Origin of the sequence: Paenibacillus sp. GP183 (assembly GCF_900104695.1) — a bacterium.
Lineage (GTDB): Bacteria > Bacillota > Bacilli > Paenibacillales > NBRC-103111 > Paenibacillus_AI.
The window spans coordinates 108,883-128,877 of the sequence record NZ_FNSW01000002.1 but is presented as its reverse complement, the minus strand read 5'-3'; the positions used below and the strand labels follow the sequence as shown (position 1 = coordinate 128,877).

The following is a 19,995-nucleotide window of genomic DNA, read 5'->3' as shown; positions in this document are numbered from 1 at the left end:
TCTTCTAATGACAGAAATACGATGGGCTAGGTTAGAAGATGCAAGGAACTTGGGGTTTGTCCATTCAGAATCTTACCGAAATACATATAATGGCATAATGCCTGATGAGTTTCTAAATCAGTATACACCCGTCGCTAGAGAGAGGTACTTTTATAATACTCTTATTCAAGGTGCGGAACGAATAGCAATCATGTTAGTTGATAATAAAGCTGTTGGCTGTTTGATACTAAAAGCTTGCAGTGACAAGGATTGGAAAAATGTAGTGGTGAAATCTCAGCAATATATCTTGTTCAAAACTTTAGGGCTATCGGGCTTGGAAAACAGTTGTTGAACTGGTGCTTAGAAAAATTAAAAGATCTTGGATATACTACGGCAATATTATGGGTACTTAAAGAAAATAAAAATGCTATTAGCTTTTATGAAAAACAAGGGTTTTGGCATGACGGAATAGAAAGGAAAATCTTTAGAGATATAGAACTAAGTCAAATCAGATATAAAAAGGCACTTATATAATCCACCCCTTCAATGCTAACTGAGAATGATAGCTCAAAAAAAGGTCATCTGAACAAAAACACTCGCTTTTGTGATCATGTCCGTAAACAAAGCCTTCCCAAAAGCCCAAAAAAACCTACATGCCATTTTTTAAAAATATGTCTGAGCGAACTTTGACATAGGTTTAAAGGAGGGGCATAGTTTAATTATTATTGGATTTGGAAATATGTGGTAAGTGAGATTTTCCAGTGAAAATCTTTCCGATATGGGTAAAGGAGGCTAAAGCATGGAAACTAGATCCAGTTTTCACCATTCTTTAGATGAATTGCAACGAAAATTGCTTGATATGGGAGCAAGTGTGGAGCATTTGATCCATTCAGCCGGGGAGTCCCTAGCTCGTCACGACGATAAGTTGGCGAATGATGTTATAGATAGCGATGATAAAATTGATGAGTCGTTGCAACATATTGAAGAACTATGCTTGCAATTGATCGCCCTGCAGCAGCCGATGGCCAGCGATCTTCGTATTATTGGAACGGTACTGAAAATATCCACAGACTTGGAACGTATCGCTGACCATGCTGTCGATATTGCAAAGATTACCATTCGATTGAGTGGCGAAGAACTGGTACAGGCGGTGGAAGACATTCCCCGAATGGTAAATCTGCCTAAGGAAATGCTGTTGGAGAGTTTGTTGTCTTACACGGAGCGAAACGTGCATCGTGCCGCCGCACTTTCGGAGAAGGAAGAGCAAGCCGATACACTTTACAGCAAGATTATGTCCGAAATGGTTGAATTAATGGGTTCTGAAACAGCGAAAAACCGTCAACTAACCCATTTGATTTTGGTAGCACATCACTTAGAACGAGTTGCGGACCATATAACCAATATTGGTGAAGGGGTCATTTACATGGTAACGGGAATAAGAAAAATTTTGAACAATTAATGTGATAACAAGAATGAGATCTTGGAAAAATAAGGAAGGATCTTGCTACGGCAAGATCCTTCCTTAATTAATCCATCTCGAAATTTTCATAACCATTACTGCGAATCAATCTCTGTTTAAAAGATTGGATGCAGTATGTCATTTTAAGGAATATAATATAGAAAAACACTGTTAGGGAGGATTTCGTTTGCAGGTCTCCATTAAAAGGAACAGCTATATGAGTACAATCCTGCCATTAGCCGCACCCGCCATCATGATCGGACTGGCTGTACTTATTATCAAGATGTACACCAACTCAACTTCTTCATCCGAGTTTCTGTCCACCTTTAAAACTTTATTTATCAGTATCATTCTTGAGGCGCTTCCTTTCATGATGCTAGGAGTTCTTTTTTCTTCCATCCTGCAGGTTTTCGTGTCGGAACGGACTGTGCAAAGGTTCATACCCCGTGATCCATTACTTGCTGTCATGTTTGCCTGCGTACTTGGCTTTGTCTTTCCGATTTGTGAATGTGGACTTACGCCTGTCGTAAGACGTTTAATGCATAAAGGCATGCCGCTTTATGTGGCGATTGTTTTTATCCTTGCAGGCCCTATCATTAATCCAGTCGTCTTCTTTTCGACATACATGGCGTTTCGTACGGAACCGGGAATGGCCTATACCCGGTTGATCCTAGCATTTTTTATCGCATGTATTATTGGCTTGATCGTTTACAAGTTTATCAAAACAAATCCACTGCGTGCCGAATCCAAATCTTCGTGGCCCAAACTGAAAAAATCAGTTGTAAAGCATGTTAATAAACCGATTCGTATTCAGCGCAAAACTTTCACAAATATGATACGAGTCCGGCATGGGATTAATCCAAACGATCCCAATCATGGCGAAAATCGTTTTACCGATGTTCTTAGCCATGCGGGTGAGGAATTTTTTGAAATGGGCAAATATTTGCTGATCGGTTCTCTGATTACTGCATTTATTCAAGTTCTGGTATCCAGAGAAAATCTTGAATCTTTGGGAACGGGTTACTGGAGCTCACACTTCTTTATGATGGCTTATGCCTATCTCTTGTCTTTATGTTCCACGTCTGACGCATTCGTCGCTTCATCGTTTGTACCGATTTTTTCCAAAGGATCGCTTCTTACATTTATGGTTTTTGGTCCTATGCTAGACTTAAAGGGTACGATCATGCTTTTGTCTATATTCAAAAGTAAATTTGTGTTGTTGCTCACTGTGTTGATACTTGCAACGGTTATACTAATAATGCCAATTGGAGAGCTACCGTTTTAACAATAGGGGGATTTTTATGGAAAGTAACCGTATGAATCACTTTTTGGCCCGGGCTATCATTTTATGTGGATTTGCCGTTTATATTATATATCTTGTTCGTTCCGGCCATATCTCTTATTATATTGCACCGAATATGGAAATCTATGTGAAGGCATCGGCAGTCGGATTATACGTTATAGCGGCCTATCAAGGCTATTCGGCTTACCGCATCTTCCGGGGACAGCAGATCGACTGCGATTGCCACCATGAACCTTCCAATTCGCTCATACTTAGAGGTACGATTTACGGCTTGTTCTTATTTCCTCTGATGCTTGGGTTTATCCTTCCTGATACGTCGGTCGGCAGTGCAATGGCTGCCAAAAAGGGAATGAATCTGACTGGTTCGGCTAATATTGTTAAAGCTGCATATTCATCATCCGGTGTTTCCTACAATCCAGCCATAGTACACAACACTGAGACAGAGTCATTGACTAAGGAAGATGAACAAATTAAAGAAGAACTTAAATTGGACAAATATAGCAATGATTTTGCAAATTTCGCCATACAGTTGTATAAAAAAGAGAAGATTAAGGTTAAAGACAAAGGATTTGTAGAAGTATTGTCCACACTTGAGATGTTCAAAGACAGCTTTGTTGGAAAACAGATCGAAATCAACAGCGGATTTGTTTATCGAGAACAGGCGATGCCGCAGAACATGTTTTCGATTTCCAGATTTGAAATTCAATGCTGTTCGGCTGATGCTCTCCCTTTCGGAGTATTGGTCCAATTCGACCATGCTGAGAAATTTGCCAAAGACAATTGGATTAAAGTTACAGGTACAATAAGTAAAACAACGTATAAAGGAAATGAAGTCATAATGATTAAAGCGAGCAAGGTAGACAAGATTTCTGCACCAGCACACGAATACGTACAAGTTCAAGGAAATTATGCATTTATCAATGAATTGTAGCCAATAATTTATACCTCCGGCAGAGGCTATATGAGTAATATAGAGGTGACATTAATATTGATTAAACAAAGTCTTGATACCACGTCGTCCATAAAGAAGCAGTCAACGATTGCACTAAACTACTCTGTCGTGGAAGTGCATCATTCTGGTATCATTGCAACTATATTAAAGATGACGAGCTTTTGTTGAAGAAAAAGTTAAAGGACTGAGCTAACGGATACAAGAGGTGAGAATGGTCATGGGATTTGAAGTATCCTTAAAAGACTATCACGAAGATCATTGGCTCAAGTTTGTAGACAATTGCAGTAAAAGTGTTGTTGAGAGTGAAATCGAATTCGGTGATATCAGTGTACCGAAAGATATTGCGATTGTACTGAACTATAGACTTAGGAATCATGCTAGAACATGGTTATTTAAATCGGTACCAGCTTTAGATAACGTCAAGCCTATCGATTTATTGAATAGTGAAGAGGGCAAAAACATACTGAGGGTTGCACTTATGCGGATGCCTGATTAGGTTGATGAAGGTGAGATTATGATGCATCCAGCAGCCCTTCGTTACGCTAAACATTCCTGTATGGGCTAAGAAATGGCCTTTGCTAAAAAAGGAGCGCCTCGGTATGATGGGTTTTTCCACAACAACATCAAAGGAGGCGCTCTTATTATGAAGTTTAAACAAATCAACGGACAAAATCAACGGATTGAACGAATTTCCCCGACTCAGCTCGTTGTAGGCATCGACATGGCAAAGGAAACTCATGTAGCTCAAGCCACTAACTTTCGAGGCATCGTTCTTGCTAAGCGACATCTCACGTTCAAAAATGCGCTTGAAGGTTATGAAAAATTACAACGTTGGATGGATGAATTACAACGAAAGCACCGACTGAAGACCGTCATCATCGGTATGGAACCTACAGGACACTATTGGTGGAACTTGGCGAATTGGCTTGCAAACAAAGGCCTTAACGTCGTCATGGTGAACCCGGCCACCACCAAAAGAAACAAGGAGAACCGCGATAACAGTCCATCCAAGAGTGACCCCAAGGACGCACTTGTCATTGCAGACGTCGTCTGTCGAGGATACTACTACGATTATACTCGACAGGCAAGCGTGTTCCAAAGGTTGCGTACGATGATGAGTGATCGGGAATTTTGGGTGACTCATAGCGTCCGTCTGCAGAATCGGCTCATCCGTTGGTTGGACATTCGGTTCCCCGAGTACACGTCGGTTTTCAAGGATTGGACCTGCCCACGATCCTTGGCTACGCTCAAAGAATTTCCTTCTCCGCTAGAATTAGAATCTCTATCCGTATCGGAGGTCATCACCGGTTGGAGAGAGCAGCATATGAAGCGAGCGGGCGGGTCAACCGGAATGGAGAAAGCGGCGCAACTCATCGCTCAAGCGAAGAAGAGTGTGGGAGACACGACAGCTCTGAGCGAAGCGAAGCAGGATTTAGAGCGGTTATTGGAAGAGTATGAGCGTATCGTTGAAATGCTAGAGAAGATGGAACAGGAAGTACGGGCACTTCTCGTTAAGATCCCTATGGCCCAGCAACTACGGTCGGTCAAAGGCCTCGGCACGATCTTCATCGCGGCCATTCTCTCCGGTGCAGGCGACCTCAAACAGTATGCCCATGGACGTCAGTTATTGCGTAAAGCGGGCTTAAATCTGGCCGAAAGCATGTCTGGCAAGCGCAAGGGGCAGATCGTGCTTTCCAAACGGGGAGATGCGAAGCTGCGAAAATATATGTATCTGGCTACGATCACCCTCGTGGGAACGAATCCCGTCTTTCGACAGATGCATGAAAACAATGTTCAAGTCAAGAAAATGAAGAAACAACAGTCGATATTTAAACTGCTTGGAAAACTGGCTCGGATACTGATCGGCATCGTCCAACGAGGAGAAACGTTTTCTCCCGAAAAAGCGAGTGCCGTTTTTACAGACGCTGCATAAGAAATCTGAAAGCCACGTAGATTGACTCATTCGCAGGATTTCAAACAAAGAAAGCACGGAGAACCAAGTTCGTATCCGATAAGGGCACAGACCCATCCGCTAAACGCTATCGGTCTCCACACCTTGGACAAGTATGACGATGGAATGTAAGGGCCTAGACCCGTTGAGCCATGGGATGGTGAACTTCCAGGGAAATGGTGGAGGAAGCGTGCAGTAGAAAAAAAGGCTTTGGGGAAATGCTCCAGCCATTTCTTCTATTCCCGCATGCCCAAAAATGTAACGGCGGGCTCTCATCAGCTTACATCCCTAACGATCACTGTATCCAATGGTGATGAAATCCTGCGAATGAGTGAGTATACGTGAGAGAACCCCTTAAAACCGAGGGACGGGTACGATAGTTGAATGAAACTTGAACGAGCAGTTTTCCACGGCGGTCTGCTCGTTTTGCGTCACTAACGGGCGGCCGAATAATATGATGACAGTGAGTGGTAAAGTGGTTAAAGCTGAACCTTATTCAATTATGGTATACTAAAATCACTTTATCTCTTTATCGTGTCTAAAGGAGCAGATCAAATGGAAACTTTCATATTCAAGCAGTTGAAATTTGTCCGAAATCAAACGCTTAAAACACTCGAGGGGATTCCTGCGAGCATGGTGGCTCGCATACCGGAAAAATTTAGAAACCATATTCTATGGCAGGCCGGGCATATTTATTTGGTCCAAGAAAGGTTTGCATTTTTGATTCATGGTTTCGACGCACATCTCCCAGAACCGTTTATGGCATTGTTCGCCCCGGGGACAACGCCGCTAGCCTGGACTGAGACCCCGCCGTCTTTATCGGAAGTTACAGACATGCTGGGAAAGCAGCAGCAGCGTATCCAACAGGCTTTAAAGGATCGCATTGGGGAAAAAGCACCTTCGCCGTATACGACATCCAGCGGGATGACACTTGAAACCATTGGAGAGTTTTTGAACTTCAGTTTGTATCATGAGGGCATGCATTTCAACTCAATCAAGCATTATAAAGTGTTGTTGAACTCCTAGATTAACTTGTTGTTATACCAGTGTGATCGGGCCTCTTTAACAGCAAATGTCTCATGTTATCTCCTTGTGATGAAATAGGTTACGATATCAATATGGAGTAAAAGGACATGAAAGATTATCACTGCTGTGCCACCTGTATTCATTATGAGATATGCAAGGCACTTTTGATAGAACATCACAATTAAGCAGGCTGCCGAAGATTCGCTCGGTGGCCTGCTGTGCTAAACGGGCAGATTTCTTGAATTACCCCTCAATTTTAAAAAAAACGTTTACAGATAAATACATTTGCATTAGTATTTTCCTTGTGGATAAGGAATTCAAAAAATAAAGGAGTGAACTGCGTCATGTTTGATTGTGAACTCATAACAAGAGATACCAGAAATTTTGCTGGATTTAGCTTCTCAGGACCTTTCCCGCAATCATTTCCTTCTGAAGCTGTGAAAGTTCAGCAACAACTTGGAAGCAGAAAGTCTGAATTTACTCCAAGCATAAACACAGACGTTGTTTTTAGTCCGTATTATGTGTGCGACAATCTAGCTACATATTTTGCATGTTATGAGGTACCTGAAGGTACTGCAATTCCAGAAGGTGTCGTAAGCTTCAAGCTTCCTGGTCATACATATGCAAAGGTGACTTGCACCAATAAAACAATCCGTGACGGGTACGGTCATGTATTTGATTGGATTCAAAAACATGGGTACAAGCAACTCAATGGAGCTTGCTCTATTGAGATTTTTTACATAGAAGAAGCAGAAGAAGAGAAAGTTGAGCTATTAATACCTGTCGAATAACATTCCAGTTATGGAGAGAAAATAGAAAGACTTATATTCTCTTATTACGGGTAACGATAGTTGAACGAAACGCAAAGGCTGCCGAAGAACATGTCGGGAGCCTTTTCTCGATTAAAGAGGTACAGGCTTCCGAATAAATGAAAGTAGCTGAATGAAGGGGGCGTCCTTCTAATGTCGGGAATCTGACTGTGTATGCCGCGTTAGCCGTTTCCTAACTTGCTTGCCGACGTTCAGTCCAATGACGCCAGCAATTCAGCAAGGTCATTTGTTCGGAATAGAACAAAATGCCGATTGTCACAATAAGCGCCATTCCGTGCGCCGACCAGATGGCATAGGCAATGCTGACATCAACGCCTCTCAGGACGAAATTCATAAGAGACAAGCTCAGTCCATAGAATACGAACATCAATAAGGAAGGCATAAATTTACTGAATCCAGTAACAGTTTCATCGATTGTCGTACCAGCGACTTCGGCTATAATGGCGAGGATTAATAGAATCCAATGCATTTCGACCTTCGGATGTGAAAATTCTTTCTTATGCTGCGGCGAAAAAAAGGCTGCCTCGCGGCAGCCTGTCCATTGCATAGCGAGTACCACTACATCACATAATTACGCCTCAATCCAGCTTCCGTTGCGTTTGGAACGGCGTACATAGCCGGACGCCAGAAAGAATGCCGCCGCAAAAAGCATAGGAATAGGCAGCATTGACAACGAATAATGCAGGTTCGTCCGGTCCGAAATATAGCCTGTAATAACCGCGCTCGGTATATCGCCGAGCAGGTGCATTAGCAGCATAGCGAGTGATTGGGCCGTATTCCATATCGGCTTTTCCGTTAAGTCGAACACGATAGCCGAAGCCACACCGACATGCCACAGCACGAAAAACGTCGAGAAGAAGAAGCACACCATATTGTTCATAGCCAGACCTGCATATAAGAAGCATGCAGAAAGCACCATTACCAAAGTAAGCGCGTAAACGCGCCCCCTCGGATGCCGTTTTTGCCACACATCGCCGACCCAGCCGCCGAGCGGGGCACCAAGCAGCCCCGCGCCCACTTGTATAGCACCAGTAACCATGCCTGCTTGGTCTACCGTATAGCCGAAATCGCGCTCAAATAGTGACGGAGCAAACAAGACAATGGCGCCGAACGCGTAGCTGATGCCCGCGTAGCCCAAGCATGCGCAGACGTATGCGGGATTGCGGAAAAGCGCGGCTATGGCCGGGAGACCCAGCTTTACCCCGTCATCGCGCTTTGCCGTTTCGCCGCTTTCCGCCTGCGTGCCTAATGGCAACCGCCAAGTCAGGATGGCCAAAATAAGGCCGGGTAGTCCGACGATCGCGAACGCCGCCTGCCAGCCGGCGGCGACACCGATCATGCCGCCGAGCACGACGCCGGCGGCTCCGCCGATTGGCATGCCGAGATTGAACAGTCCTAGGATCACGGAGCGCCGGTTTTTCGGAAAATGGGACGACAATATCGTGCTGGCTGTCGCCACATACGCTGCTTCGCCGACTCCGACCAGCGCGCGGAATGCAAAAAGGGAGGTCATCGACCAGGCGAATGCCGACAGCAGCGTAGCTACGCTCCATATTGCGACGCCGATCGCGGCCACTTTGTGTGGCTTCCAACGGTCCGACCATACTCCGAACGGCAGTGCGATGAGTGAGTACGTCAGCATAAATGCGGTGCCCAGTGAGCCGAGCGCCATATCCGATGCATGAAAATGTTCTTTCAGCAGCGGCAGCACACCCGAAGTAATGTTGCGGTCCAAATAATTGACGACATTAAGGAGTAAAAACAACGTAAACAGCCGTCCCAGCTTCAAAGGCATTCCCTCCGAGATAAAATCTTAGTATCATTGTACATTACTATTCTCGTTAAAAACCTCAGTTTACACAAAAATAAAAAAAAGTGCTGATTGATTGGAAACGCGTCGGCACAAGTCACTCTGACAGCGCCTCGTCACGGACGAGCGGAATAACTCCTTTCTATCACTGCGGCCGGACACACCCGAATGAACAGGTTATGCTACAATAATTGCAGCAGGTAAAGTGGCGTGAATCAACCTCAAGAAATAAAGAGACTATTTTGGTATGTTGGAGGAATTGCGGAATGCCCAATATATGGACGCACTGCTTGTTCGGCCATGCGCTGTCAGATCGGGTCGGCATAAATGGGTTTTATATAACAATGAGTTCTTCAACTAACCGATAACGATAGTGGAGGAGCTTGCTTCAGGCACCTCCTCTTTTGGTTTATTGAACGGGCAGCATAGTGAGTCGGCTCGGGTGGTGGGTCCTGCTTGATGATTGCGCAAGTGAATAGGGAAAGATATACTGCTGCTTGAACGTTCATTCAAATGGCCGAATAAGGAAGGAAAGTCTTAATAATTACTATTTTCAGATCATTACCCCCTTAAAAAAACTGATAAAAACGAATAATAGTGTAGAAGTGTAGAAGGAATAGGAGGGTTTAAAATGAAAAAACAATTATTAGTAGCTTCTCTTTTATTGACAGTAGTAGGTGGAGGGCTTGTCGCTCATGCAGCATCGTCTGACGTTACAACAACAATATCTGGACAATCTTTAACTGTCACAGAAGCAACTTACAGTAAAGATGACGGTGAAGTGGGTAACAAAGATGATAGTCAACAAGGCAACAAAGATGACGGTGAAATGGGTAACAAAGATGATGGTCAACAAGACAACAAAGATGACTCTCAAATGAGCAGCATCGACAACGGTCCACAAGGCAACAAAGATGATGGTCAAATGGGCAATATCGACAACGGTCAATAACAATAATTGATCGATGAATACACTCAGTGTGAAGTCCCTTTTAAAAGGGGCAAGGTTCTATGATTATACTCAAAATGTAAGTAAAATCAGTTAAAAGGAAGAGGTGAAAAATCATGATGAAGAAGTTGCTCGTATTAGGACTTTCCGCTTGCCTACTGTTTACTTTCACTGGTTCCGCATTTGCTGCTACAAAAACTACCGTTCAAACTAAACACACCGTAACTCATGCTAAGAAAAATGTAACAGCAGCTAAGAAAAAAGCTACGGCTAAATCTAAAAAGCAGGCTGTGAGCAAATTTAAAAAGGCAAGCGCTGTACATAAGAAAACAGCAAAGACTGCAAAAACAGCGTGATGCATAAAGCTGAATATCAAATTTTGAGTCGCGGACCAGTGTCGTGGCTCTTTTATTACAAATTGAGTGGCTTTCTCGGCTGGATCTGCTTTTTTAAGCCTGATATTCACCCAAATTTCGCCGTGGCAAGCATGCCTGAGGAAGATATTCGCCCCTTTCATGTAAGGGGTTCAGCCAACATTTTAAGGACGTAAAGGTATTTTGCCAAAAAAACACGGATTTCGCACGCTAAGGGATAATAAAAGTTACTATTGATAAGATCCTGATCAGTGACAATACCAAGTACTCGTTGATCGGACTCGCGGATGTTGGCATTGTACCCTGGCATCTCAATATGCACGTTTGATGAGAATGTAGGGAAGTTTGTGTCATTAATGTAGGATGATTTGTGTCCTTAGACATCCGACACATCCGAATTGCAAATCGCGGGAATGAGATAAAGTTCTATCATCTGTCGGAGGACAAGAACATACATCTATTGAGATCCGCGCCAAGCGCGGTTTTTTAATTTTATGGATGTAAGTTCTTGTCTTTGGCCAAGGACAAGAACTTACATCCATTGCCGATCCAAAAGCAGAACTTCGGTTTTCAGAGCACCTCACATTGATGCCTTCGCTCAGCTCAACGGGCAGTTTAGTAGAATCATGTTCGCGATGTTCTTAGTGGTGGATCCAATTAGATCCCTTTATTACCCGAACGACCGAATGGTACGCTCCATTACACTTTGAATGAAAGACTTCAATTCGTCTATGAATAACTTTGCTGCCTGCCCCATAAACTTATCCGTCCGATATATAATGCAGATATCTTGACTAGGTGTAGGATTGAGCAGTGTTACCGCTGAGATGTTATCGCGGTTCAGATAATCAAGCAGCATTCGTGGGAGAATTGAGGCTCCTAACCCTTGTTCGACTAAGGACAGAAGCGTCGATAACGTAGAGGTTACAATCGGAGTGTCTATTGAAATCCCTTTTTCTTGGCAACAAGAATGGATGACCTTCGTAATCTGGTGCTCAGGACCGAACATCACCATCTTCAGCTGCTGTAACTGTTCGAAGGGGATTGCCTTTGACTTCGCAACGGGGTGATCCGATTGGATGGCTAAAGCAAACTCCTCGTGGAACAAAGGGATGATAGAGATTCGGTCATCCGGATTCATAGGCACTGTGGTAATTCCAAGATCTCTTGTGCCGTCGACAACCTGTTCATACACCTCCATGGTCTCCGTAACACTTATTGAGAGCTTAGGATATGCAAGGTGGAAGTTGATCAACAGCGCATCAAATAGCAAGTCCCCATCGCCAGGGAGTATCCCGATGTCAAGCCTGCCGCCTTCCATTCGCTTAAGATCCGTTATCGCTCCTTTAATATAGTCGATGCGTTCGAAGATAGTATGACATTGCTCCAATAAGATCTTACCCGCATCCGTTAACGCGATACGTTTGCCAATGCGATCGAATAGAGGAAGCCCGAGCTCGTTCTCCAAAAACTTGATCTGCTGACTCAAATTCGATTGTGTGGTGCAGAGGTTTGCGGCCGCTCTTGAAAAATGCATCTCCTTACATACGGCAGCAAAATATTCAAGCTGTCTAAGTTCCATCCTCCATGCCCCTTCCTATAAGCGATCTCCCTTCATTAATTATAATGGCATTATTACGGTCAATCCAATATATCCAAACAATTTCTATTCAATTATTACTAAAACTGATCAATTGCATCGGAATCTCGTGATTGTTGCTTTGTGGAGGGAAAGGTACACTTTGGATGTGAAAGCGAAACACATTCAACAATTTATCGGGAGGCGTTTCAATGATGTCACAATCGATCATTAATACGGGAAAAGTTCTGCGTCAGATCGTTATCGGGCAGCTTCAGGACGTTTCAGAGGCTCAATTCGACATTCAACCAGAAGGCTTCAATAATACAATTCGCTGGAACGTCGGTCACATGGTTTATTGGATGGATAAGTACTCCACCCTATCCTTCGGATCCCCGTCTGCAATTCCGGCTCAATATGAGGCACTGTTTAGCTCTGGAACGAAGCCCTCTGATTGGACGATAGCTCCCATCAAAGGAAGAGCTGACCCAATTGTTAGTGGCACAACTTTCCCGTCTCTCCGGGCAGACGCCAGAATTGCTGGACAAGAATCTGAAATCGCCGTTTGAAATGGGCCCCTTTCAAATCATTACCGCCTGCGAGTTGTTTAACTTCGCCCTGATGCACGAAGCCATCACCTTGGAATCATTTCGAGCCAAATTAAACCAATAGAAGGTCGTCTGTCACTGATATGGGGCGGAGCGGTCGGATGATCTACAAGTAGTGATCAGCAGTCCAAGTAAGCATCAAAAATTACCTACCTTCAACGCGTCGGCAACAACCTCAACGTGAACTAACGGGAGGAGTCATTTTAAACGGGAACTTTATTACGAGGAAGAAAGCGCAGGGATCTCTTTAGTTATGCTTCATAGACTACACTGAAAATGACTCTTAGGAGGCTGACAATATGTCGAAATTTCTTGTAAACGGGATCCACCTGAACGTTGAAATTGAAGGTGAGGGAGAGCCGCTTCTGCTCATCCATGGACTGGGCGGCAACATCGATCAAATGCGTGCAGATATGAAGTGGTTGTCCACAAAGTACAAAACGATTGCTTATGATTGTCGCGGACACGGAAATTCGGATAAGCCGGCAAGCTATACGTTGAATGATCATATTCAAGATGCAAAGGCTTTGTTGGAGGAATTGCGTATAGAGAAAACCCGTGTGATCGGCGTTTCGGGAGGAAGTTATATCGCGCAGGGTTTGGCTGCTGACTATCCGGATGCCATTCATAAATTGATACTGGTCGTTCCGAAATCTCATGGCACCAAATCTTCCGTGCAACTTTTTTGGGAACGGCATGCGGTCGAATTAGCGGGCATGAGCGAAGCTGAACAAATGAGTTATTTTTTGAATCATGTTTTTGCGCCCGGGTTCTTGGAGAAGATTGAACCCAAAATCGTGCAAATCATACTGAGACCGGAGCCGATTTTATCCGCGGGAGAATCGACAGCTGCAAACAAAGCATTTCATGCCTTCGACTTGCTTTGTCATCAGTGGGAAGATGGACGGACTAAATCCTCCTGAATACGGCAAGGAAGTCGCCTCCCATATTAAAGTCGCCATCTTTGTGGAAATGATACATTCCGGGCATGCGCCAAGCTTTGAAGAACCGGAAAAATTCTCCGAATTGGTGCTCGATTTCTTTTATGGATAATAACGAGAGGGGCGCACAATGAGAACTCCAAAACAACAATACGAATCGATAGATCATTAAACTAAACATTCCTGTATAGCTTAAGAAATGGCCTTTGTCAAAAAAGGAGCGCCTCGGTTATGATGGGTTTGTCCACAACACCATCAAAGGAGGCGCTCTTATTATGAAGTTTAAGCAAATCAACGGACAAAATCAACGGATTGAACGAATTTCCCCGACTCAGCTCGTTGTAGGCATCGACATGGCAAAGGAAATTCATGTAGCAGAGGCCACTAACTTTCGAGGCATCGTTCTTGCTAAGCGACATCTCACATTCAAAAACGCAATTGAAGGTTATGAAAAGTTACAACGTTGGATGGATGAACTACAACAGAAACACCGACTGAAGACGGTCATCATCGGTATGGAACCCACTGGACATTATTGGTGGAACTTGGCGAATTGGCTTGCAAACAAAGGCCTTAACGTCGTCTTGGTGAACCCGGCCACCACCAAACGAAACAAGGAGAACCGCGATAACAGTCCATCCAAGAGCGATCCCAAGGACGCGCTTGTCATCGCAGACGTCGTCTGTCGAGGATACTACTACGATTACACTCGACAGGCAAACGTGTTCCAAAGGTTGCGTACGATTATGAGTGATCGGGAATTTTGGGTGACCCATAGCGTCCGGCTGCAGAATCGGATCATCCGTTGGTTGGACATTCGGTTTCCCGAATACACGTCGGTTTTCAAGGATTGGACCTGCCCACGATCCTTGGCTACGCTCAAACATTTCCCTTCTCCGCTAGAATTAGAATCTCTATCCGTATCGGAGGTCATCACCGGTTGGAGAGAGCAGCATATGCAGCGAGCGGGCGGAACAACTGGAATGGAGAAAGCGGCGCAACTCATCGCTCAAGCGAAGAAGAGTGTCGGAGACACGACAGCTATGCGCGAAGCAAAGCAAGATTTAGAGCGGTTATTGGAAGAGTATGAGCGTATCGTTGAAACACTAGAGAAGATTGAACAGGAAGTACGGGCACTTCTCGGTGAAATTCCTATGGCCCAGCAATTACGGTCGGTCAAAGGCCTTGGCCCGATCTTCATCGGGGCCATTCTCTCCGGTGCAGGCGACCTCAAACAGTATGCCCATGGACGTCAGTTATTGCGTAAAGCGGGCTTAAATCTGGCCGAAAGCATGTCTGGCAAGCGCAAGGGGCAGATCGTGCTTTCCAAACGGGGAGATGCGAAGCTACGAAAATATATGTATCTGGCTACGATCACCCTCGTGGGAACGAATCCCGTCTTTCGACAGTTGCATGAAAACAATGTCCAAGTTAAGAAAATGAAGAAACAACAGTCGATCTTTAAACTGCTTGGAAAACTGGCTCGGATCCTGATCGGCATCGTCCAAGGAGGAGAAACGTTTTCTCCCGAAAAAGCGAGTCCCTTTTTTACAGAAGCAGCGTAAGACATCTGAATGCCACGTAGATTGACTCATTCGCAGGATTTCAAACAAAGAAAGCACGGAGGACCGAGTTCGTATCCGATAAGGGCACAGACCCATCCGCTAAACGCTATCGGTCTCCACACCTTGGACATGTATGACGATGGAATGTAAGGGCCTAGACCCGTTGAGCCATGGGATGGTGAACTTCCAGGGAGATAGTGGAGGAAGCGTGCAGTAGAAAAAGGCTTTGGGGAAATGCTCCAGCCATTTCTTCTATTCCCGCATGCCCCAAAATGTAACGGCGGGCTCTCACCAGCTTACTTCCCTAACGATCACTGTATCCTAAGGTAATGAAATCCTGCGAGTGAGTGAGCATACGTGAGATAATCCCTTAAAACCGAGGGACGGGTACGATAGTGGAGGAGCTTGCTTGGTGGCAGCTCCTCTTTTCTTATTGAAGTAAAGGGCAGTAACATTAAAGGAATTTGTTTGCTTTTCGAGAATATATCAGGACGTGGGCACGAAAGCTCAATAAATGGGCCCAGATATAATCAGTTATATCTTTAAATCACATAAAAGGAGAGTCCATATGCCTTTGCCTATGGTACATATGAGTATTACAGCAGACATTTTTAAACAAAGAGGCACGGAAATTGATCCAAAATTTTTGTTGGGGAGTATTTCGCCAGACGCCATTCATATGAGAGAGAACACGAATAGAGCAGACAAAATCAGGACACATTTCGATTTCAACGAAGACTATACAGTAGAGGACTTTTTCAACAAGATGCGGCCCTTTGTTGATCTTTTCCCTGCCGACCCTCAATGGATTATGTTCGCAAGAGGATACATCTCGCACGTATTAACTGATTTGATTTGGTCTCATACCGTTTACAGTGACTTTCAAAGGAAGATAGCCAATGAACAAATTGAGAACGTTCGCACTTTATATTATATGGAGACAGATCAGATCGATTTTAATTTATTTAGGCTGGAACCTTGGAGACCGCAAGCTTGGGAGAGTCTGGAAAACTGCCCCTCGATCTCGGTAGATGACATCTTAACGGAAGAAGAAGTGGAGAAATGGAAACATAGAACCCTTGATTGGTATACTGACACTTCAAAAGAGCCGTGTATTGAGCCAAAATACATCACTGAAGACTCTGTTCGTAGTTTTATAAAAGATACCTCACGCCGTCTAACCCGACTATTCGAAGGGACAGGGTATAAATAAGTCATACTCAAACTAGTCTAAGACTTCGTAGTATTATTTGCAGTAGTTTTTTAAGTTTGAACTAACGGAAACGATAGTTCAATCGACAGCTTCACAAAAGGACCGAAATATATGTTTGGAGGTGGTGCGTTGGTTATTTATAGATTTGATCAGGAAGTAGGTAGAGCGATTGGGGCATACAATAGTACGAACCTCATAATGTCTCGTATTATAACTTCGGAAAAGACTGGATCATTTCATATTGGTTGTATGTATTTGGGGGCTAACGGTAACGTAGGCTACCATCAGACTGCAACCAATCAATTATTTCTCGTAGTTCAAGGCGAGGGATGGGTTCGCAGTGGAGATCACCACAAAATGAATATAAAAGCTGGGCAAGCTGCTTTCTGGATAGCCGGTGAATGGCATGAGTCCGGTACTGAATCTGGAATGATGGCTATAGTTATTGAATCTGATTCACTTGATCCAATCATAATGAACACCTGAACAAAATACCGGCTTTTGGTGCATAAGAACGACGGAAGAGAGATGTCGCAGCGGCTCCTTTGGTACATATGTCTGAGACTATGGCTCAGCTAACGGGCAGCATAGTTCCAGAACGCAAATAAAGGGTTTTGGGCAATTATGTAGAAGAGTTTGAGGAAAAGATATCCAAGATTGGTGTGACTTGATTTTGAAACTTTCTTTTGAAAAATTCGAAGCCGCCCATAATTATTTAATGAAAAACGGGAGAGATCTGGAACAAGAATTATTTCGATTTTACTTCGAAAACGGTTCTCTTCAAACTTTACTTGACGTCTTGAGTAGCTATCAGGGCGAAGATGGTGGATTCAAAAATATGGGCGAAGGAAACCCCATTTCTACAAATGCAATGGATACCAGCATGGCTTTCCAATATCTTAGTGAAGTTGTAACTTATGCAAAAAGCTATCGGGTACGAGTTTGATTAACGGAGAACCGATAGTGATATGAGCAGATGGCTGCAGCTGTCTGCTTTTTCAATGAACAAACGGGTAGGTTATTCAATAGCAACATGGTATGAACAAAAATGATATATTATCAGGTGATATCAATTTTATATAAAATTAGAACTGGACGGTGTTACTAATGACTAACGAGTATCAGTTGGCTCAGATTAATATTGCAAAAGCGATTGCTCCACTTGATCATCCCACGATGAAAGGTTTTGTCGATCAACTGGATTACATTAATGAATTGGCTGATAAAAGCCCTGGATTTGTATGGCGGTTACAAACGGAAGATGGAGATGCAACTGCATTAAAGGTATTCGACGATCCACTTATTATCGTTAATATGTCAGTATGGGAGTCTTTGGAATCGCTAAAGGCGTATGTTTACTTCGGTGATCATGTTGAGGCATTCAAGAAACGGAAAAACTGGTTTGAAAAGTTGGACTTTCCTTCATTAGCGTTATGGTGGGTTCCAAAAGGTCAAATACCAAAGTTGAAATCAGCTAAAGAAAAGTTGGAATTACTCAAATTACAGGGACCTACCCCCAATGCATTTACGTTTACCCGACCATTTCCACCACAAGAATAGTATTCAGAGAGATAGTACGTTATTTGGAAACAAAATATCTTTGCTTCAGCTAAACGGGTACGTTAGTGAAACAATAAAGAAGAAGCAGGCTGCCAGTAAAACAATCGGGAGCCTTCTGTGTTAACTTGCAGATTTCTTTTATACGTCAGGGATCAATAGTTGAATGAGTAAGAAGGCAGGTACCATGGCGACCTGCCTTCTTTGTAATCCCAATCATAAGTTTGTACAATATTAGCTTATTCGTATCGAACACCTTGATATAAAACAAATCCTATAGGGTGATGAGTAAAGTGGATGACAGAATCACCAGGATTGCCTACGCCTTTATGAGCATGATTTACATCAATATATTCGCCTTGCAGTTCAATCGGTTGTCCTTCGGCAAAGCCTGCAATCCTACCAGGTATACCTTCAGCATCACCGTATCGAATGGCAACAAATGCTTCATCTGAAACAAGAGAAGTTTCAGCACCGCGGATTTCAATCACCACTATTTGATTTACTAACAAATGTTGGTGCATACCGTCTGCACTTTCGCCGTCTACTTCAACTTTCTTTATGACGGCCTTCACATGAACTATCGGTGCTTTTAGAGAGAGCGGATGAATTTGTTGAGGATTTAAGTCTCGCGATAGCGTATGTCCGAAGTATGGATGTTTCTTCATCATTTTTCACTCCTTTCATAGTTTAATCATACCACGTTCCCTACTAAGCTTTTGTTATTAGTTTTGTAAAGTTAGATAGTTACTGCACAATAGGTATAGTTTAGTACAGCATAGTCTATCTGCAACCTTATTCAAGTAACGGTGGAAAAATATCGTGATGGTACAATTTGGTAAATACATATGTTAATAAATTTATCAATGTGATATATTTAAGAATAGTCCAATATTCCTATAATCATAGGTATTTAATGCGGTAAGGGGTAGTCTTATGTCAGAGCATTTATCTCAGAGAGAAATTGCCGACCATTTTAAAAAGTCGGAAAAAACCATCGGACTATGGGTAAAAAAAGGAATGATCAATCCTATCAATGCAGACACTCATAGGAGTGATGGTGGTTATCGATTTGCTTTAGAAGAATTTGAACGAGTAAATAAGTTGTTTTCTTCAGATATACTTTTCCGAAGCAAAGCGGCTAAATTAATTGGAATTACTCCTGAGTATTTAGGTATGCTTGCAAAGGCCAATCCTCCGCAAATCCCATGCCAAATCATTGATTATGGTGATCAGAAACGGATGGTTTTCAGAAAAGCGGATTGTATTGCGCTAATAGATGTTATGAAGAAACGAGATCATACACCAAATATCAGGGAGAGCGGGCGAGAACTTGCTTGTTATGACAATGGACTGCGGTTATTTGATTCTTTTAACCTTAAAGGGCAAAAGGTAGTGGTTGTAAGCGTAGATCCCGTCCGTTTACTTACCGAAAATCATTATATAATTGAACCCAAAGATTACATTCATCAATCAAAACCATGTTTGGATCTGCCATATGTAAGACGTAAGGGGTTCATATTGTTTGGATTTCCTAAGTCGGATGTCGATTCACCCATACATGAATTGCTTTCCCATATGATTGAATCTTTCGGGACAAAGAATATTCGAGTATTTGAGACAGAGTCTAACTATCAAGTGCGCTGCCGACTCGGTAAAATGAAGGGCACAAAAGATGATCTCCGTCTTTTAGAGACATACAAGCAAGAAGGTTACTTATCCCTAAACGGCGAATACATTGATTTCGATGGTGAAGTGGTCACTAGATCAACGAACTATATAAAGAATGTCCATGAGCGTATTAAAAAAATGTCAGATGAATCCGGACGTAATTTTGATGAGATCGTAAATGCTTTGTTGGCCAAAGAACTACAGCTATATGAAGAGAAAAAATAAGAA

The 19,995-nt window shown here is 43.3% G+C and carries 21 protein-coding genes and 1 pseudogene; 18 read left to right on the top strand and 4 right to left on the bottom strand.

Going from position 1 to position 19,995, the window contains the following annotated elements; translation table 11 throughout:
• The first annotated feature begins 249 nt into the window (after positions 1-249).
• From BLV33_RS27180 to BLV33_RS27145, 8 genes are all read left to right on the top strand, one after another.
• Positions 250-513 (top strand): GNAT family N-acetyltransferase, encoded by a 264-nt coding sequence (locus BLV33_RS27180; protein ID WP_090799427.1) that lies wholly within the window; start codon positions 250-252, stop codon positions 511-513.
• Positions 514-778: 265 nt separating this feature from the next.
• A complete protein-coding gene (gene phoU / locus BLV33_RS27175) occupies positions 779-1,438 on the top strand; it encodes a phosphate signaling complex protein PhoU (RefSeq protein ID WP_090799426.1) in 660 nt (219 codons plus the stop codon).
• A 187-nt stretch (positions 1,439-1,625) separates the two neighbouring features.
• Positions 1,626-2,723 (top strand): permease, encoded by a 1,098-nt coding sequence (locus tag BLV33_RS27170; protein WP_253187279.1) that lies wholly within the window; start codon positions 1,626-1,628, stop codon positions 2,721-2,723.
• 16 nt (positions 2,724-2,739) lie between these two features.
• Positions 2,740-3,672, top strand: coding sequence for a TIGR03943 family putative permease subunit (locus BLV33_RS27165; RefSeq protein ID WP_090799424.1), 933 nt, complete (start codon positions 2,740-2,742; stop codon positions 3,670-3,672).
• Positions 3,673-3,910: 238 nt separating this feature from the next.
• On the top strand, positions 3,911-4,189 hold the full coding sequence (locus tag BLV33_RS27160) for an antitoxin Xre/MbcA/ParS toxin-binding domain-containing protein (protein ID WP_171909396.1): 279 nt from the start codon (positions 3,911-3,913) through the stop codon (positions 4,187-4,189).
• Positions 4,190-4,336: 147 nt separating this feature from the next.
• Positions 4,337-5,626 (top strand): IS110 family RNA-guided transposase, encoded by a 1,290-nt coding sequence (locus BLV33_RS27155; protein WP_090799421.1) that lies wholly within the window; start codon positions 4,337-4,339, stop codon positions 5,624-5,626.
• 573 nt (positions 5,627-6,199) lie between these two features.
• Positions 6,200-6,670, top strand: a complete 471-nt coding sequence (locus BLV33_RS27150; RefSeq protein ID WP_090799420.1) for a DinB family protein — start codon at positions 6,200-6,202, stop codon at positions 6,668-6,670.
• A 344-nt stretch (positions 6,671-7,014) separates the two neighbouring features.
• Positions 7,015-7,461: an effector binding domain-containing protein gene (locus BLV33_RS27145; protein ID WP_090799418.1), complete on the top strand. Its 447-nt coding sequence runs from the start codon at positions 7,015-7,017 to the stop codon at positions 7,459-7,461.
• 211 nt (positions 7,462-7,672) lie between these two features.
• Here the strand turns inward: BLV33_RS27145 and BLV33_RS27140 are convergent, their stop codons facing one another.
• Together BLV33_RS27140 and BLV33_RS27135 are read right to left on the bottom strand one after the other, a co-directional pair.
• A complete protein-coding gene (locus BLV33_RS27140; RefSeq protein WP_090799416.1) occupies positions 7,673-8,047 on the bottom strand; it encodes a DMT family transporter in 375 nt (124 codons plus the stop codon).
• A gap of 24 nt (positions 8,048-8,071) precedes the next feature.
• Positions 8,072-9,289: a spinster family MFS transporter gene (locus BLV33_RS27135; RefSeq protein WP_171909395.1), complete on the bottom strand. Its 1,218-nt coding sequence runs from the start codon at positions 9,287-9,289 to the stop codon at positions 8,072-8,074.
• A 652-nt stretch (positions 9,290-9,941) separates the two neighbouring features.
• Between BLV33_RS27135 and BLV33_RS27130 the strand changes: the two genes are divergently transcribed.
• A complete protein-coding gene (locus tag BLV33_RS27130) occupies positions 9,942-10,262 on the top strand; it encodes a hypothetical protein (protein WP_090799413.1) in 321 nt (106 codons plus the stop codon).
• A gap of 113 nt (positions 10,263-10,375) precedes the next feature.
• The gene (locus tag BLV33_RS27125; protein WP_090799412.1) at positions 10,376-10,615 is read left to right on the top strand and encodes a hypothetical protein; all 240 of its coding nucleotides are present in this window, start codon (positions 10,376-10,378) and stop codon (positions 10,613-10,615) included.
• Between the two features lie 688 nt (positions 10,616-11,303).
• Here the strand turns inward: BLV33_RS27125 and BLV33_RS27120 are convergent.
• A complete protein-coding gene (locus BLV33_RS27120) occupies positions 11,304-12,215 on the bottom strand; it encodes a LysR family transcriptional regulator (RefSeq protein ID WP_090799410.1) in 912 nt (303 codons plus the stop codon).
• A gap of 212 nt (positions 12,216-12,427) precedes the next feature.
• Between BLV33_RS27120 and BLV33_RS27115 the strand changes: the two are divergent.
• The 7 genes and pseudogenes from BLV33_RS27115 to BLV33_RS27085 all read left to right on the top strand — a co-directional run bounded on the left by BLV33_RS27115 (position 12,428) and on the right by BLV33_RS27085 (position 18,099).
• Positions 12,428-12,925 (top strand): annotated as a pseudogene (locus BLV33_RS27115) (DinB family protein).
• Positions 12,926-13,119: 194 nt separating this feature from the next.
• Positions 13,120-13,743, top strand: a complete 624-nt coding sequence (locus BLV33_RS27110; RefSeq protein WP_090799409.1) for an alpha/beta fold hydrolase — start codon at positions 13,120-13,122, stop codon at positions 13,741-13,743.
• Between the two features lie 293 nt (positions 13,744-14,036).
• Complete coding sequence (locus BLV33_RS27105; protein WP_090799407.1) at positions 14,037-15,326, top strand: IS110 family RNA-guided transposase; 1,290 nt, start codon at positions 14,037-14,039, stop codon at positions 15,324-15,326.
• 568 nt (positions 15,327-15,894) lie between these two features.
• A complete protein-coding gene (locus tag BLV33_RS27100; RefSeq protein ID WP_171909394.1) occupies positions 15,895-16,539 on the top strand; it encodes a zinc dependent phospholipase C family protein in 645 nt (214 codons plus the stop codon).
• Between the two features lie 129 nt (positions 16,540-16,668).
• A complete protein-coding gene (locus BLV33_RS27095; RefSeq protein WP_090799404.1) occupies positions 16,669-17,025 on the top strand; it encodes a hypothetical protein in 357 nt (118 codons plus the stop codon).
• Positions 17,026-17,212: 187 nt separating this feature from the next.
• A complete protein-coding gene (locus BLV33_RS27090; RefSeq protein WP_090795334.1) occupies positions 17,213-17,485 on the top strand; it encodes a hypothetical protein in 273 nt (90 codons plus the stop codon).
• A gap of 161 nt (positions 17,486-17,646) precedes the next feature.
• Positions 17,647-18,099: a DUF3291 domain-containing protein gene (locus BLV33_RS27085; RefSeq protein WP_090799402.1), complete on the top strand. Its 453-nt coding sequence runs from the start codon at positions 17,647-17,649 to the stop codon at positions 18,097-18,099.
• Between the two features lie 236 nt (positions 18,100-18,335).
• Here the strand turns inward: BLV33_RS27085 and BLV33_RS27080 are convergent, their stop codons facing one another.
• Positions 18,336-18,767, bottom strand: coding sequence for a hypothetical protein (locus BLV33_RS27080; RefSeq protein ID WP_090799401.1), 432 nt, complete (start codon positions 18,765-18,767; stop codon positions 18,336-18,338).
• Positions 18,768-19,032: 265 nt separating this feature from the next.
• On the opposite strand from BLV33_RS27080, the gene BLV33_RS27075 reads away from it, so the two are divergent.
• Complete coding sequence (locus tag BLV33_RS27075; RefSeq protein WP_090799399.1) at positions 19,033-19,992, top strand: hypothetical protein; 960 nt, start codon at positions 19,033-19,035, stop codon at positions 19,990-19,992.
• The last annotated feature ends 3 nt before the right edge of the window (positions 19,993-19,995 follow it).